This window comes from Acrocarpospora sp. B8E8 (genome assembly GCF_039871605.1).
Lineage (GTDB): Bacteria > Actinomycetota > Actinomycetes > Streptosporangiales > Streptosporangiaceae > Acrocarpospora > Acrocarpospora macrocephala.
In genome coordinates this window covers 53,845-67,847 of the sequence record NZ_JBDPLV010000010.1, presented here as the reverse complement: position 1 = coordinate 67,847, position 14,003 = coordinate 53,845, and the positions used below count along the sequence as shown (strand labels likewise).

Sequence of the window (14,003 nt, the reverse complement as noted above, 5' to 3'; positions counted from 1 at the left end):
GGTGCGGGTCCGGGTCAAATTCCGGTACGACCCCGTCACCGGCGAGGTGGCGATGTTCCAGGTCGAGGACGTGTCCACCGGCCCCCAAGAGGCCGACCACAATGCCCGCCACGACCGGATCACGTCCGAGATCGCAGGCCTGATCGAACGCGGCGCGCACATCGTCGAGGTCGCCCCCGGCCAACTCCCCGACCGAATGATCGAACCCACCGAGACACCCGAGACCGAGGACGAACAACGGGAACGGCGCCGCGATGGTTGACGCAACGCCGTGCCCGAAGGTGGCGCTCTGTTATGAGCTGCGAGGCACCTTGTGCCGGAGGGCGGCGCTTTACTGCGCGTTGCGGGGACGGGGTCGTGATGGTTGACGCCACGCTGTACCGGAAGGCGGCGCTTTGTTATGAGCAGGCCAGGCATTGGGAGGACGCGGCGCGCTGCTACCGCGCGGCCGGTATCCCGCTGCGCGCCGCCGCGCTGCACGAGCAGATCGGCAGGTACGACGAAGCCGCCACGGACTACCTGGCGGCCGACGAGTTCGAGATCGCGGGCTGGCTGCGCGTGCACCACCTGAACCAGCCGGAACCGGCCAGGGAGGCGGTCGAGGCCGCTGAGGACGGTGCTCGCCGCGCGCTGGTGCTGGCTCGGTGCGATCTGGCCGAGCATCGCCCGTTCGAGCTGGTCGTGCCCGCGCTTGACCTGGTCAGGGCAGATCTCGCCGATCCGATCAGCGTCCCGTTCCCGCATCGGGAGCTGGAACTGTGGGGAGTCGTGGTGGCGGAGCTGGCGGGCCGGTTCGACCAGGTCGCGCTGATCTTCGCGGCCGCGGTCAAGGGCGGGCGGCACAACGCGGGGGAACGCTGGACCGAATGGGCCAAGCGGGTGCTCGCCACTCCGCTGGTGATCCCCGAAAGGTAGTCGCGATGGCAGGGCGGTTTCCTCGGGCGGGGATGTGGTTGCCCATTCGCAATGGCGCGGACGTCCTCGGGTGGGGAATCGGATGAGTGGTTGTCCTTGAGCGGGGGGCGCGAATGGGTGGTTTCCGTCGGGCGGACGAGTGGTTGTCCTTGGTAGAGGACGTGGAAGGGCGGTTTCCTTTGGGTTCGGAAGGGTCGTCGCGGCCTGGGTTCGTGGTGCGATTCGGGGCCGCGACCACGGCGTTGATGTTCGCGGCGCAGTTGCACCGTTCGGACGATCTTGCCGGGATGGGCTTCCTGCGCTCGGAAGACGCCTGGTGGGTGCGGGTGGATCTGTCCCTTGACGTGGTCAGGGAGGCGGCGCTCAGTTGTGGTGGGCGGGTGCACGTGACGTGTGCCGGGCAACTCGTGCCAGACCGTGGTTGGGGCGAGCCGCCCACCGAGGGCGTCGGGCTGGAGTTGTCGTCCCTCACCGAGACGCCGCTCGTCGAGGCCGTCAGGATCGCCGGGTTGGTCAAGACGCCGCCGACGCCGGTGTCCCAGGTCACGATCGTGGTTCCAGGGCTGCGGCTGGCGGAGCTGATCCGGCGCGCGCTCGACCTGAACCTGACAGTCACCTACCAGCGGGTCGATCTCACACCGCTGTTCGAAACCAGCGATCGAGCTCACGGCGCGGGTGGTGGGCGATCCGGGTATGCGCCCGCTCCAGGTGGCAGGTCTGGCCGATCCGGATATGTCGTGGACTTGGTGGCGGGTGCGGGGAACGTCTCGCCGTCCCTGGTCGCGGCGCTGGAACGCGACCCGTTCGTGCTGGTCTGCCGCAGGGTGCGGGACCGGCTGCTGATCCAGCACCGCCACGCGTCACCCCTCCCCGACCGGGTCCTCGCCGCCCTCGTCGACCACGGCGTCTGGGTGCTCGCCGCCGACGGGTACGGCTGCGCCCGCCTGACCGCCCACGGCGAGCCCCAATCGGGAACCGCGTTCGTACGCTCGCCCGTCGACCGGCCCCTGCAACCGCTGGAATCCCTCCCGGAATGGCCTGACGCGGTGCCGGAGCCGCCCACCCTGACCGTGGTGCCCGCCAGGGCGCACGGCCAGAAGATCGACGCGGTGCTGCTCAGTGACGAGGGACTGGCCGCCCTGCCCCTGGTGCTGGAGGGCCTGCCCCTCGCCGAGACCGCCCAGCTCACGCTCGGCCGTGACCGCCACCTGCTGACGGCCACCGGCGGCGTGCTGGAGGACCTGCCGGTAGGGGAGCCGCTGCGTTGCGTCGGACCCGGCCAGCTCTACCTTCCGCTCGGCTTCCGGCTCAAGCCCCGGCTCCCACCCGCGGCACGCAGGGCCCTGTTCCCGACCGACCAGGGCGACGCGATCGTGCTGACCGCGGACGCCTGCTACGCGTTCCTGCTCAGGACCGCCGTACCCGTCTGGCAGCTGTGGGCGGGCGAACCACCCGAGGTCGACATGCAACTGCCGCCCGAAATGGAGCGTTCGCTACGGTTGATCGACGATGGACTGACCCCTCCGGAACGCACCCGGCGGGTCGATTTCCTCCCCGGTCTGCGCCGCCCCAGGCGGTCCGGACCCCGCGGCATCAGGCCGACACCGATGGAGCGCGGCAGCTGGCAAGACCAAGCCTGGGCCCTGGAATCCGACGGCCAACTGATCCGAGCCGCCGAACTCCACAACCGCCACAACCAGCCCCTCCAGGCCGCCCGCCTGTACGAACGAGCCGCCGAACTAGAAGAAGGCTGAGCTCTCCCCGTATCCGGAGAACCGAACAGACCGCTGATCTTCCCCGTGGCGTTGAGCGACAGGGGGAGCGGCCTGCTAAGCGGAATCTGGCGTTGGTGTCATCGAATTCTCAGATGCGAGGTGAAGGGTGGTCGCTACCAAACGGAGGAGGGGCACATGCACGATCACGACCGGGGACTCGCGTTCGATCTTTCCCGCTTGATGGGCCGCCGAGGGATGCTCGGGCTATTCGGCGGCGCAGTGTTGGTCGGCGCAGTGGGCTGCTCCGAACCCGAACAGAACACATCCACCCAGTCAACCGGCCAACCAGTGAGCTCCCAGGAAGAGATTCCTGACGAGACAGCCGGGCCTTATCCCGGGGACGGATCCAACGGACCCAACGCGCTGACCCAAAGCGGCGTCGTCCGTCAGGACATCCGATCGAGCTTCGGCTCCGCAACGGGGACAGCCCAAGGAATTCCGCTGGTCGTAGAACTCAACATCATCAACGCAGGAGCGGCATACGCGGGCGCCGCCGTCTACCTATGGCACTGCGACCGCGAAGGCAGATATTCGATGTACTCCGAAGGCATCACCGAGGAGAACTATCTCCGCGGCGTCCAGGAAGCCACTCCAGACGGCCTGATCCGCTTCACCACAATCTTCCCCGGCGCCTACGCCGGCCGCTGGCCACACATCCACTTCGAGGTGTACGGCAACCTCACCGAAGCAACCACCGCCTCGGAACCCGTAAAAACCACCCAACTGGCATTCCCCCAGGAATCCTGCACCGAGGTATACGCAAACCCCGGTTACGAACAGAGCGCCACCAACCTGGCAGGCTCCTCCCTAGAAAACGACAACGTATTCAGCGACGGCTACACAACCCAACTCGCCACCATCACCGGCGACACCACGAACGGCTACACGGCCAGACTCGACGTGCACGTCTAAACCTCAACTCACTGCCACTGCTGGCACCGATACCCCGAGAGCCCAACAGGATGCCGCCACCGCTGCAGGCGCCGGTGCGGCGAGAAGCATCGCCTGCGTGAACGGCGCCGGATAACGGCGAGTGACTTGGCGACCCGCTTGTTCTGTTGGGTGGCCTACGGGGTGGCGTAGCCGGGGATCGACGGCCAGCGGACGGTCATGACGACGGATTCTTCTTCGGCGTGCCAGGAATGGTCGACGTTCTTGCCCCAGAGGACGTAGTCGCCCTGGGTGGACAGGAGGACGGTCTGGCCGGGGAGTTCTACGCGGAATCGGCCGCTGATCAGGATGAGCAGGGCGGTGCGGTGTTCGCCGGTCACCCATTGGGCGCGCTCGTCACCGGCAGGGTGGATGCCCCATTTGATCTCGACGTCCTCGCTGTGTCGTACGTCGTCGGGGGATTTGAAGTGGCCCAGGAGCCAGCCTCGGTCGGTTGCCGCGTCCACGGTCGCGTTGCCTACGTACACGTTCACAGGTGGTCACGGTAGCAATTGGGTCGCGGGTGGACCGCTTATCGAGGGAAATGGGGATCCGCTCCGGGGCGGCTCAGCGGCCTGAAGCGGATCCGTAGGGGTGTTACGCGCGGGGTTACGCGGTGGATTGCGGTCGTCGCCATCCGACAGTGGCGGAGGCCGCCCCCACCGATTGCGCGCGGTTACGCGAGACGGATTGGACAGATCCGTTACGCCAAGCCGTCCGGCGACGTGCAGGCCGGTTACGCGAGGCGGATTGAGCCCTTCTTGATGGTGATTCGCTTCTTGGGGAGGGACTTGGTGGCGGGGCCTTGGACGACGTGGCCGTCGGTGATGGCGAACTTGCTGCCGTGGCAGGGGCAGTTGATGGTGCGGCCGCTGACGCTGGCGACGGTGCAGCCCTGGTGGGTGCACTTGGCGGTGAAGCAGCGGAAGACGCCCTTGCTGGGCTGGGTTACCACGTATCTGGCGCTCTTGACTTTGATGATCTTTCCGCCGCGGAGCGGGATGTTCTTGGTCTTGGCCAGGAAGGCGCCCTGCGCGGCTTCGGTTTCGGTGTCGGCGGTCGCGGGTCTGACGAGCGCGACGGCTGAGGTGAGCGCGGCGGTGAGACCGCCGGTAAGGCTGCGGAAGATGAACTTGCGGCGGGAAGTTCCCGGTTCCTCCATGGAAGTGCCCTTCTGATCGCACGAACACGGATGCCCCCGTACCGGTGAACGGACGCCGGGATGATGTGGTTCATAGTGGTTTGAGGCGAAGGCGCAGAGTGGTCTCCGGGGTGTCGGCGACGGTGAGGGTGCCGCCGTGGGCGTGGGCGATGTCGCGGGCGATCGCCAGGCCGAGCCCGGCGCCGCCGGCGTCGCGGTCGCGGGCCTCATCGAGGCGGGTGAAGCGATCGAAAATGGATTCGCGGTGTCCCGGGGGGATGCCGGGGCCGTCGTCGATGATGTCCAGGGTGGCGTCAGGGGTGAGACGCACGGTGATCGACGATTCGGCGTGGCGGAGGGCATTGCTGAGGAGGTTGGTAATCACGCGGGTGAGGTGCGCGGGGGAGGCGTTCACGAGCACATCGGGCGCTATATCCAGAAATATCGGGATCGGTGGGCGGGTGGCCTCTTCTGCGGCTGGTTGGCCCGCGTCTTCTGTGCGTCCTCGATCTCGGCGATACGGTCCGCGGCGGAGGGTCTCTTCCGTGGCTGATTGGCCGGGTGCTGCTACCGGTTCGGTCGCGAGTGCCGACCTGAGGTGGAGGGTCTCTTCTGCGGTTGGCTGGCCGGGCGTGGCCGTCGGTTCGGTCGCGAGCGGCGACCTGAGGTGGAGGGTCTCTTCAGCGGCTAGTTGGCTGGGTGCGGCCGTCGGTTCGGTCGCGAGTGCCGACTTGAGGTGGAGGGTCTCTTCTGTGGCCAACTGGCCCAGGTCGACCTCTTGGGTGCGCAAGGGTTCGCCGGCGTCCAGGCGGGCCAGGAGCAGCAGGTCGGCGGCCAGGGTCTGGAGCCGGGCCACATCGGTCAGGGATTCGCGGGCCAGCTCGGGTGCGGCGCGTTCGCCCAGTTCAAGGCGGGTACGCAGGGTGGCTATCGGGCTTCGCAGCTCGTGCGCGGCATCGGCGACGAATCGTTTGTGGTGTCCGACCGCGGTTTCCAGACGGTCAAGCGTGGCGTTGACCGTACAGGCTAGGGCGTTGATCTCGTCGCGGCCGCTCGGCACCGGAACTCGTTGGTGCAGGTCGCGTGCCGTTATGTCGGCGAGTTTGGCGGTAATTCCGGATACGGGAACCAGGGCTTTGCTCATGAAGAGCCAGGTCAGCACGGCTACCAGGATCAACAGGGCAGGAATTCCGAAGATCAGCAGTGTCCGAAGGGCGGTCAGGGCGCGTTCGGCGGGCTCCAGCGAGGCTCTCCCGTGGATCACCAGCGTCCCGGACTTGGTCGCCACCGTCTCCGCGACAACGACGTAACCCTCTTCGGCCCACGCCTTGCCCGGCGTCCCCGCCGGCAGAACCTGCACGTCCGGATCGAGTACCGCACTGAGTGGTCCCTCCCCAGAGGTGGTGATTGTGGTGGAAGGTCCTGTCACGCCGGAGAGAGGCAACGCCGGAACCGCGGCCACACCCAGATGCCCCGCCGCACTGGTCACCCGCATCGCCGCCTGGTCAGTCGCGCTCCTCTCCAAACTCCCCCGCAACACCCCATTCAGCACAGACGCCGCCCCCGCCAGCGCCACCGCAACCACCAAGGTCGCCACCACAGTCGCCCGGACCCGCAACGACCACCCCCCAACCAGCCCTTTCACCGGCCATCGTGGGACTGGCCACTTCACCAACCGCCGTGGCACTAGCCTCTTCGCCGACCGCCCGCTGACCAGCCCTTTCGCCGACCGCCGTGGGACTGGCTTTCTCGCCGCCCATCGTGGGACCAGCTCTTTCGCTGAGCGCCCCTTGATCAGCCTCTTCATCGGCCTGCCTCCAGCCGGTATCCGGCGCCTCTGATCGTCGTCAGGGTGGTACGCCCAAAGGGTGCGTCGATTTTGCGGCGAAGCGCGCTGACATACACCTCGATGATGCTGGGGTCACCGTCATAGGCGAAATCCCAGGCCTGAGCGAGGAGTTCCGCTTTGGAGACGACTTCCCCTGGTCGGCGCGCGAGTGCGTGCAACACGGCGAACTCCTTCGGGGTGAGCGGAATCGTGGTCTCCCCCCGGCGGCACGTGAGGCTCGCGGGATCCACAACCAGATCCCCGACCGTCAGAGCAGCCGGGCGTTCCCGGCCTCCTCGGCGGATCAGGGCACGAAGCCGCGCCAGGAGCACGACGTACGAAAAGGGTTTGGAGAGAAAATCGTCAGCGCCGGTATCGAGGGCTTCGGCTTCGTCGTATTCGCCGTCTTTGGCGGTGAGCATCATGATGGGCGTCCAGTTCTCCGCATCGCGGAGCTGCCGGCACACAGCATACCCGTTGAGACGCGGCAACATCACATCCAGCACGATCGCGTCATAGGCGTTCTCACCGGCAAGCCAGAGACCTTCTACGCCATCGTTGGCGATATCAACAGCGAACCCTTCCTCGGCCAGCCCGGTTTTCATCAGGTCGGCCAGCCGCCGCTCATCTTCCACCAACAGCACGCGCATGCGCTTCAGCGTGCCCGAACCCACCTAAAGTCAGCCTGAAGATCACTTCAGGCGCCTTAAGCTCCATTTCAGGTACGACCCGCGAATGTGGACCCACCCAATCAGAAGGAGTCCGCATGCGCCCGAAACGCGTGCTCATCGTGAGCGCCCTGGCGATCGCCCTCGCCACCACCCTCACCGGCGCCGCCAACGCCGCCGAACCCACCCCCGACTCGACCTCCACCGCCGTCTGCGGCGCAGCCAAGGGCGAAGGCAAGATCGTAGTCATGCAGCTCAAGGACGGAAGGGTCTTCGTCAACGGCGAAGAGGTCGACGCCGTCCCCGCCATCCCGGCGATCCCCGCCCAGCCCGGCGATGCCGCACCAGGTACCCTTCCCGACTCGGTGGCCTTGGCCGTCCCCTCCGGCGCCCCAAACGCACCGGACGGATCCCCCCAATTCACCGTGACCACCGAGGCCGGCGCCGTACACATAAGCGGCAAGGCCGCCCCAACAAACGAAGACGGCACGACCGAACTCCCCCCGCCACCCCCCGACGCGATAACCCACGCCTCGATCTGCGCGAAACCGGCCGAGGCCCCCACAAAGTAGCCAGCCTGCAACATCAAGGTACGGCCGGTCCGTTAACCGGCCGTACCTGGAGATAGAGGTCTACGGCTTCTTGCCGGGGACCTCGTCAGTCCGCTTGTTCAGCTTTTCGCCCATGGAACCCATGGATTGAGCTGTTTCGCCGACCTTGCTCTTCGCCTCGTCCGCGCTGCTCTTCATCACTTCCGCCCAATGCTGGGCATTCCTGCGATACATCACGAACCCGGCCGCTCCCACCGCAAGCCCTGCGAAAAGGATCATTGTCGGCCAGGAGCGTGACTTCACCTTCATCGGTGTCGGATCCACCCGACGCGCCGCCTGCGCGAGCAACATGCTCAGGCGTGGCGCGAGTTGATCCTCGACCGAGTGGGCCGCATGGTCTAGCTTGGGTGCAGCCCAGAAACGGGCGTCTTCCAATCGGTGGTACGCGCCCTCGCGGGCGCTGCTGGCCATCGGGCCGACCCTGTCGGCTGCCCGCACGGCCTGGGCCTTCATGCGGCCCGACCACGTCGTTGGTATCACCATTTCGACGCGGCGTCTTCTGAGATTTAGGGACACGGCAAACCTCCCCTGTGGTTGGGGCCCCGTTGCGTCCCCTTCCCGCCTGACTAGCCCTCAATCCTGGCCGGGCTCCGCCGGGAGCCTCGATACCCTGTCATCGGAGAATGAACACCGAGACCGGAACAATCACCGACCAAGGGGGCGGCTTCTCATGGCTGAGAACCTCGTCGCGAATCTGCGCACCAACCATGGCACGATTCGCGTCAAACTCTTCCCGAACCACGCGCCCAAGACCGTGCGCAACTTCGTCGAGCTCGCCGAGGGCACCCGGGAGTGGACCCACCCGGAGACCGGCGCCAAGACCACCGCTCGCCTCTACGATGGAACGATCTTCCACCGGGTCATCGGCGGATTCATGATCCAGGGCGGCGACCCGCTGGGCCTGGGCATCGGGGGCCCGGGCTACGACTTCGACGACGAGATCCACACCGAGAACATCTTCAACCGCAAGTACCTGATGGCCATGGCCAACGCGGGCAAGCGCCTCGGCCGGGGCACCAACGGCTCGCAGTTCTTCATCACGGTCGGCCTCACGCCGCACCTGAACCAGGGTCACACCATCTTCGGCGAGGTGATCGAGGGCACCGACGTGGTGGACGAGATCGCCCGTACCGAGACCGACAGCCGGGACCGGCCGCTCAAGGACGTCGTGATCGAATCGGTCACCATCGAACGTTCCTGACCCACGCTGAACGCCGCCCTGGCCGCTGATCTCGCGGCCAGGGCGGCGTCTTCGTGTGGCAGTCTGTGGATAGACCCCTTTGGAAGGACCCCATGACCACCCAGCCACCCTCGATGCAACCGGGTGCCGAAGCGGTCCCCACCTGCTACCGGCACCCCGAACGAGAGACCTACGTCCGCTGCCAGCGCTGTGACCGCCCGATCTGCCCCGACTGCATGCGCGATGCCGCCGTCGGCTTCCAGTGCGTGGAGTGCGTGCGGGACGGGAACAAGGGCGTCCGGCAGGCGAAGGCGGTGTTCGGCGGCGCCGCGGTGAGCGTGCCCCGGGTGACCTGGACGCTGCTGATCATCAACGTGGTCGCCTACTTCGGGGAGATCGTGCTGGGCGGCGACTTCGTCAGCGAGTTCAACACCTCGCCGGGCGCCATCGAGCAGGGCGAGTGGTGGCGGCTGCTCACCGGCGCGTTCCTGCACCTGCGCCCGACCGGCACGTTCGCGATCACCCACATCCTCTTCAACATGTGGGCGCTGTGGGCGATCGGCCCCGAGCTGGAGCGGCGGCTCGGCCATGTGCGGTTCGCGGCGCTCTACCTGCTGTCGGCGCTGGGCGGCTCGGTGGCCGTCTTCCTGTTCAGCATCTACCCGTCGGTCGGCGCGTCCGGCGCGATCTACGGCCTGTTCGGGGCGCTGTTCGTGGTCTCACGGCGGCTCGGCTACGACGCCAGGGGCGTGGTCTGGCTGATCGGCATCAACGTGGTGCTCACGTTCCTGATTCCGGGGATCAGCTGGCAGGGCCACCTGGGCGGCCTGGTCGTCGGCGTCCTGGTGTCGGCCGTCTTCGCGTACGCACCGGAGAAAAACAGGAACACGATCCAGCTGGCCGGCGCGCTGGTGATCCTTGCCGTCCTGGTGGCGGCCGTGGTGCTCGGCGATCCGTACGCGCTGATCGCGGAGATAGAACGCAGGTTCGGCTAGGGTTCCGGGCTGTTTCCCCAGGCTGTGGATAAAGCCTGTGGAAAGTTCCAGCCCGGAACGCCGGGACGGACTAGCGCCACTTCGTGGAGAGCACCACACCGAAGATGATCAGGGCGAACCCGATGAGCAGGTTCCAGTTTCCGAGCGGCCCGAAGACCGGTCCGGTGTTGCTGACGATGTAGTACGCGGCGATCCAGCCGATGCCGAGGATCCACGACGCCACCATCACGGGCGCCAGCCAGCGCGGGCTGACCTTGACCGATGAGGTCTTCTGCGGCGGCGTGTAGACGGCCTTCTTGCGTACGTTGGACTTGGGCACGGGAAGTCTCCTGGTGGTCACCCGCGCTGTCTTGCGGGTTTGTCAGTAAGCGTAGTCGCTGGCGAGCGAAGTCCGGAGTAAGAATAGTCGCCGCCCGTCGTCAGGGCCATTCCGAGCAGGTTCGATCCTGTTGACGGGGATCAGATCCCTGGCGATGAAATGCAAACAATGCGCCAAACGCGGGCCCGGCGGGCGGGCTCCGCGGCGCCGCCGGTCATAGCGTGGGGCATCGTCACAGGAGGGGGTGTGCGGTGCGGGCGGTGCTCCGGACGTTCGGTGAGGTCAGCATCACCCTCGGCCTGGTCCTGCTGATGTTCTGCGCGTATCTGCTGTGGGGGACCACGGCCTACACCGAGCAGCACCAGGAGATGCTCCAGCGCGAGCTGACGCAGGAGACCACGATCACGGGGGACGGCAAGCTCGACAGCATCGAGCTGGGCCGGGCGCTGGCGATGATCCGCATCCCCCGGTTGGGGGTGGACTACAAGTACGCCATCGTCGAGGGCATCGACGCCGAACACCTGCGCCAGGGCCCCGGGCACTACCCCGGCACCGCCCTCCCCGGCGAAGTAGGAAATTTCGTGGTTTCGGGCCACCGCACCACGTACGCGGCCCCGTTCAACCGCATCGGCGAGCTCCGCGCCGGCGACGAGGTGATCATCGACGCCCGCGAGGCCCGCTACACCTACCGGGTCACCAGCAAGAAGATCGTCTACCCCACCCAGGTCGACGTGATCGAGCCCGTCCCGGAACATCCCGGCAAACGCCCCAAACAGGCCCTGCTCACCCTCTCCACCTGCCACCCCGAATACTCGGCCCGGCAACGCCTGATCGTGTACGGCGTCCTCAACGCCACCCACGAACGCCGTACCTAACCGAAAGCTGACATGTACGGATTTATCTGGCGAAAGCTTCCCGGCGGCACCACGCTCCGGCTCTGCGCCACCCTGGTGCTGATCGCTGTCATCACCGCCCTACTCTGGTATGTCGTGTTCCCTTGGGCGGAACACCACATTCCGCTGGACCGGGTCACCGTCGGGTAAGGAGCAAGTCGCCATGCGCGTCCTCGTCGTGGACAACCACGACAGCTTCGTGCACACGATCGTGCAGTACCTGCGCGAACTGGGCGCCCACTGCGACGTCCGGCCCCGCGACGTCGTCTCCACCGCCGACGCCGACGGCTTCGACGGCGTGCTCGTCTCGCCGGGACCCGGCACCCCAGAAGCCGCCGGAGTCAGCGTGCCGCTGGTCCACCACTGCGCCGCCCGCCACCTCCCGCTGCTCGGCGTCTGCCTCGGCCACCAGGCCATCGCCATCGCGTACGGCGCGAAGGTCGGCCGGGCGCCGGAGCTCATGCATGGGCGTACCAGCAGGATCGAGCACGACGGGCGCGGGGTCTTCCGCGGCGTGCCCACCCCGGTCACGATGACCCGCTACCACTCGCTGGCCGTCGAACCCGGCACCGTCCCCATCGACCTCGACGTGACCGCGACCACGCCGGACGGCGTCATCATGGGCCTGCGCCACCGCACCGCCCCCATCGAAGGCGTGCAGTTCCACCCCGAATCGGTCCTGTCCGAACACGGCCATCAACTATTCGGAAACTGGCTCGCTCAAATCGTGTAACACCAGCCGACCGCCAGACGACATCTGAGTGAGGGTTTCCGCCATCGCCCCCGAGTGGCGGAAACCCTCTTTTCACGCCAAAAACAGGGCCTCCCCCCGGAGGGGAAGGCCCTGGACGATCATTGATTCGGATCGACGCCGATGTCCACTTCGCCGTCCGTCGGGGTGTCGGTCGGGAAGTCGGTCGGATCATCGGTCGGCGGGTCGGTCGGGAAGTCGTTGGACGGGCCGCTCGACACGATCAGCGTGATCGTCCGGCCCGGCGGGTGCTTGCTCCCGGCCGCCGGGGACTGGTCGATGACCTGACCCGCGATCACCACGTCGCTCGCCTGCTCCACTTCCTTCACCTTGAAGCCGGCCTGCTCCAGCGTGGTCCTGGCGTCCTCGATGGTGATGCCGACCACGCTCGGCAGCTCCACCAGCTCGGTCGGCAGGATGATCCGGACCTTGCTCTCCTTCGGCGCCTCGGCGCCCGCCGCCGGCTTGGTCTCGATGACCTTGCCCTGCTCGGCGGAGGAGTTCTTGTAGGCCAGCGTCACCGAGAAGCCCGCGTCCTGGAGCATGGCCGTGGCCTCCTCCTTGGTCTTACCGGTCACATCGGGCACCAGGACCGTCTCGATGCCCTTGGAGACCTTGAGGACGACCGCCTCGCCCTTCGCCAGCTTGGTGCCGGGGGGAGGATCGGTGGTGATCGCGCGGCCCTTCTTGACGTCGGCGCTGAACACCTGCTCCGGGGTGACCTTGAAGCCCGCCTCGGTGAGCAGCTTCTCGGCCTCCGCCTGGGTCTGGTCCTCCACGATCGGGATCTCGACCTGGTCGCTCACCGTCGGCTGGTTGGGCGAGCTCAGGAACATGTATCCCACGCCGATGAACGCGCCGATGATCAGCAGCGGGATGAGGATCCAGGCGGCCGTCTTGAGCGCGGTGTTGCCGCCCCGGTCCCGGTGCCGGTCGCTGCGGCTGCCGCCGCCGCGCTCCTCCGGGCCGTACTCGTACGGCTGGATGCTGCGGGTGCCCTGGGTGGGCGGGCCGCCCGCGGCGGTCATCGACCGGGTGCGGTCGGCCCCCGCATACTGCCCGTAATTGTTGGCCAGCGCCATCGTCTGCGGGTCCATCGGCATGCCCTGGACCGCGCGCTGCAGGTCGGCGCGCATCTCGGCCGCGCTCTGGTAGCGCTGCACCGGATCCTTGGCCATCGCCTTCAGCACGATCGCGTCGCACCAGCGGGGAATGTCCGGATCGATCCGGGACGGCGGGATCGGATCCTCGCGCACGTGCTGGTAGGCGATGGCCACCGGCGAGTCCCCGGTGAACGGCGGCTGGCCGGTCAGCAGCTCGTACAGCACGCACCCGGTCGAGTAGATGTCGCTGCGCGCGTCCACCCGCTCGCCGCGCGCCTGCTCCGGCGACAGGTACTGCGCGGTGCCGATCACCTGCGCGGTCTGGGTCATCGTGGCGGCCGAGTCGGCCATGGCCCGGGCGATGCCGAAGTCCATCACCTTGACCTCGCCGTTGCGGGTCACCATGATGTTGGCCGGTTTGATGTCCCGGTGCACGATCCCGCCGCGGTGGCTGTAGTCCAGGGCCCGCAGGATGCCGTCCACCAGCTCCGCCGCCCGCTCCGGCATCAGCCGCCGGTCGGCGCGCAGCAGGTCGCGCAGCGTCCGCCCGTCGACATACTCCATCACGATGTACGGCACTGGCGTCCCGTCCGTCATGTCCTCGCCGGTGTCATACACCGCGACGACCGCCGGATGGTTCAGGGACGCGGCCGACTGCGCCTCACGCCGGAACCGCGCCTGAAAGGTGTGATCCCTGGCCAGATCCGAGCGGAGCGTTTTGATCGCGACGATGCGGTCCAGCCGGATGTCCCGGGCGCGATACACCTCGGCCATGCCGCCACGCCCGACGACGCCGTCGAGTTCGTATCGACCGCCGAGTAGTCGTGGCTGAGTCATTTCCTGCACTGTCCCTTGCCGTTCATCTTGGGGTGCCGCCGGTGTCCATCATCGACC

General features: G+C 67.2%; 17 protein-coding genes. 10 read left to right on the top strand and 7 right to left on the bottom strand.

Annotated features, from left to right (window positions below; genetic code table 11):
* Position 1 precedes the first annotated feature (1 nt).
* The 4 genes from ABGB08_RS11755 (at position 2) to ABGB08_RS11740 (ending at position 3,602) form a co-directional block, all read left to right on the top strand.
* Positions 2-262, top strand: a complete 261-nt coding sequence (locus tag ABGB08_RS11755; RefSeq protein WP_347589305.1) for a hypothetical protein — start codon at positions 2-4, stop codon at positions 260-262.
* A 95-nt stretch (positions 263-357) separates the two neighbouring features.
* A complete protein-coding gene (locus ABGB08_RS11750) occupies positions 358-915 on the top strand; it encodes a hypothetical protein (protein ID WP_347589303.1) in 558 nt (185 codons plus the stop codon).
* 212 nt (positions 916-1,127) lie between these two features.
* On the top strand, positions 1,128-2,669 hold the full coding sequence (locus ABGB08_RS11745; RefSeq protein ID WP_347589301.1) for a hypothetical protein: 1,542 nt from the start codon (positions 1,128-1,130) through the stop codon (positions 2,667-2,669).
* A gap of 156 nt (positions 2,670-2,825) precedes the next feature.
* On the top strand, positions 2,826-3,602 hold the full coding sequence (locus tag ABGB08_RS11740) for a hypothetical protein (RefSeq protein ID WP_347589299.1): 777 nt from the start codon (positions 2,826-2,828) through the stop codon (positions 3,600-3,602).
* Between the two features lie 155 nt (positions 3,603-3,757).
* On the opposite strand, the gene ABGB08_RS11735 is transcribed toward ABGB08_RS11740, so the two are convergent.
* The 4 genes from ABGB08_RS11735 to ABGB08_RS11720 all read right to left on the bottom strand — a co-directional run bounded on the left by ABGB08_RS11735 (position 3,758) and on the right by ABGB08_RS11720 (position 7,239).
* On the bottom strand, positions 3,758-4,108 hold the full coding sequence (locus ABGB08_RS11735) for a signal peptidase I (RefSeq protein ID WP_347589563.1): 351 nt from the start codon (positions 4,106-4,108) through the stop codon (positions 3,758-3,760).
* A gap of 248 nt (positions 4,109-4,356) precedes the next feature.
* Positions 4,357-4,782 (bottom strand): Rieske (2Fe-2S) protein, encoded by a 426-nt coding sequence (locus ABGB08_RS11730; protein WP_347589297.1) that lies wholly within the window; start codon positions 4,780-4,782, stop codon positions 4,357-4,359.
* Positions 4,783-4,852: 70 nt separating this feature from the next.
* Positions 4,853-6,346, bottom strand: a complete 1,494-nt coding sequence (locus ABGB08_RS11725; protein WP_347589561.1) for an ATP-binding protein — start codon at positions 6,344-6,346, stop codon at positions 4,853-4,855.
* Between the two features lie 218 nt (positions 6,347-6,564).
* Positions 6,565-7,239, bottom strand: a complete 675-nt coding sequence (locus tag ABGB08_RS11720) for a response regulator transcription factor (protein WP_347589295.1) — start codon at positions 7,237-7,239, stop codon at positions 6,565-6,567.
* 116 nt (positions 7,240-7,355) lie between these two features.
* Between ABGB08_RS11720 and ABGB08_RS11715 the strand changes: the two genes are divergently transcribed.
* Positions 7,356-7,829 carry a hypothetical protein gene (locus ABGB08_RS11715; RefSeq protein WP_347589293.1) on the top strand — a complete coding sequence of 158 codons (474 nt, stop codon included), beginning with the start codon at positions 7,356-7,358 and terminating at the stop codon, positions 7,827-7,829.
* Positions 7,830-7,889: 60 nt separating this feature from the next.
* Here the strand turns inward: ABGB08_RS11715 and ABGB08_RS11710 are convergent, their stop codons facing one another.
* A complete protein-coding gene (locus ABGB08_RS11710) occupies positions 7,890-8,321 on the bottom strand; it encodes a hypothetical protein (protein WP_347589291.1) in 432 nt (143 codons plus the stop codon).
* A 217-nt stretch (positions 8,322-8,538) separates the two neighbouring features.
* On the opposite strand from ABGB08_RS11710, the gene ABGB08_RS11705 reads away from it, so the two are divergent.
* Both ABGB08_RS11705 and ABGB08_RS11700 read left to right on the top strand, forming a co-directional pair.
* A complete protein-coding gene (locus ABGB08_RS11705; RefSeq protein WP_155353688.1) occupies positions 8,539-9,069 on the top strand; it encodes a peptidylprolyl isomerase in 531 nt (176 codons plus the stop codon).
* 92 nt (positions 9,070-9,161) lie between these two features.
* A complete protein-coding gene (locus ABGB08_RS11700; RefSeq protein ID WP_347589288.1) occupies positions 9,162-10,043 on the top strand; it encodes a rhomboid family intramembrane serine protease in 882 nt (293 codons plus the stop codon).
* A 70-nt stretch (positions 10,044-10,113) separates the two neighbouring features.
* On the opposite strand, the gene ABGB08_RS11695 is transcribed toward ABGB08_RS11700, so the two are convergent.
* Positions 10,114-10,362: a cell division protein CrgA gene (locus tag ABGB08_RS11695; RefSeq protein ID WP_155353690.1), complete on the bottom strand. Its 249-nt coding sequence runs from the start codon at positions 10,360-10,362 to the stop codon at positions 10,114-10,116.
* Between the two features lie 251 nt (positions 10,363-10,613).
* On the opposite strand from ABGB08_RS11695, the gene ABGB08_RS11690 reads away from it, so the two are divergent.
* From ABGB08_RS11690 to ABGB08_RS11680, 3 genes are read left to right on the top strand one after another with little or no spacing between them, the layout of a single operon-like run.
* A complete protein-coding gene (locus ABGB08_RS11690) occupies positions 10,614-11,237 on the top strand; it encodes a class E sortase (protein ID WP_347589286.1) in 624 nt (207 codons plus the stop codon).
* A 12-nt stretch (positions 11,238-11,249) separates the two neighbouring features.
* Complete coding sequence (locus ABGB08_RS11685; protein ID WP_170322382.1) at positions 11,250-11,405, top strand: hypothetical protein; 156 nt, start codon at positions 11,250-11,252, stop codon at positions 11,403-11,405.
* Positions 11,406-11,418: 13 nt separating this feature from the next.
* On the top strand, positions 11,419-11,988 hold the full coding sequence (locus tag ABGB08_RS11680; protein ID WP_347589284.1) for a gamma-glutamyl-gamma-aminobutyrate hydrolase family protein: 570 nt from the start codon (positions 11,419-11,421) through the stop codon (positions 11,986-11,988).
* A gap of 119 nt (positions 11,989-12,107) precedes the next feature.
* Here the strand turns inward: ABGB08_RS11680 and pknB are convergent, their stop codons facing one another.
* Positions 12,108-13,946 (bottom strand): Stk1 family PASTA domain-containing Ser/Thr kinase, encoded by a 1,839-nt coding sequence (gene pknB / locus ABGB08_RS11675; protein ID WP_347589282.1) that lies wholly within the window; start codon positions 13,944-13,946, stop codon positions 12,108-12,110.
* Positions 13,947-14,003 lie beyond the last annotated feature (57 nt).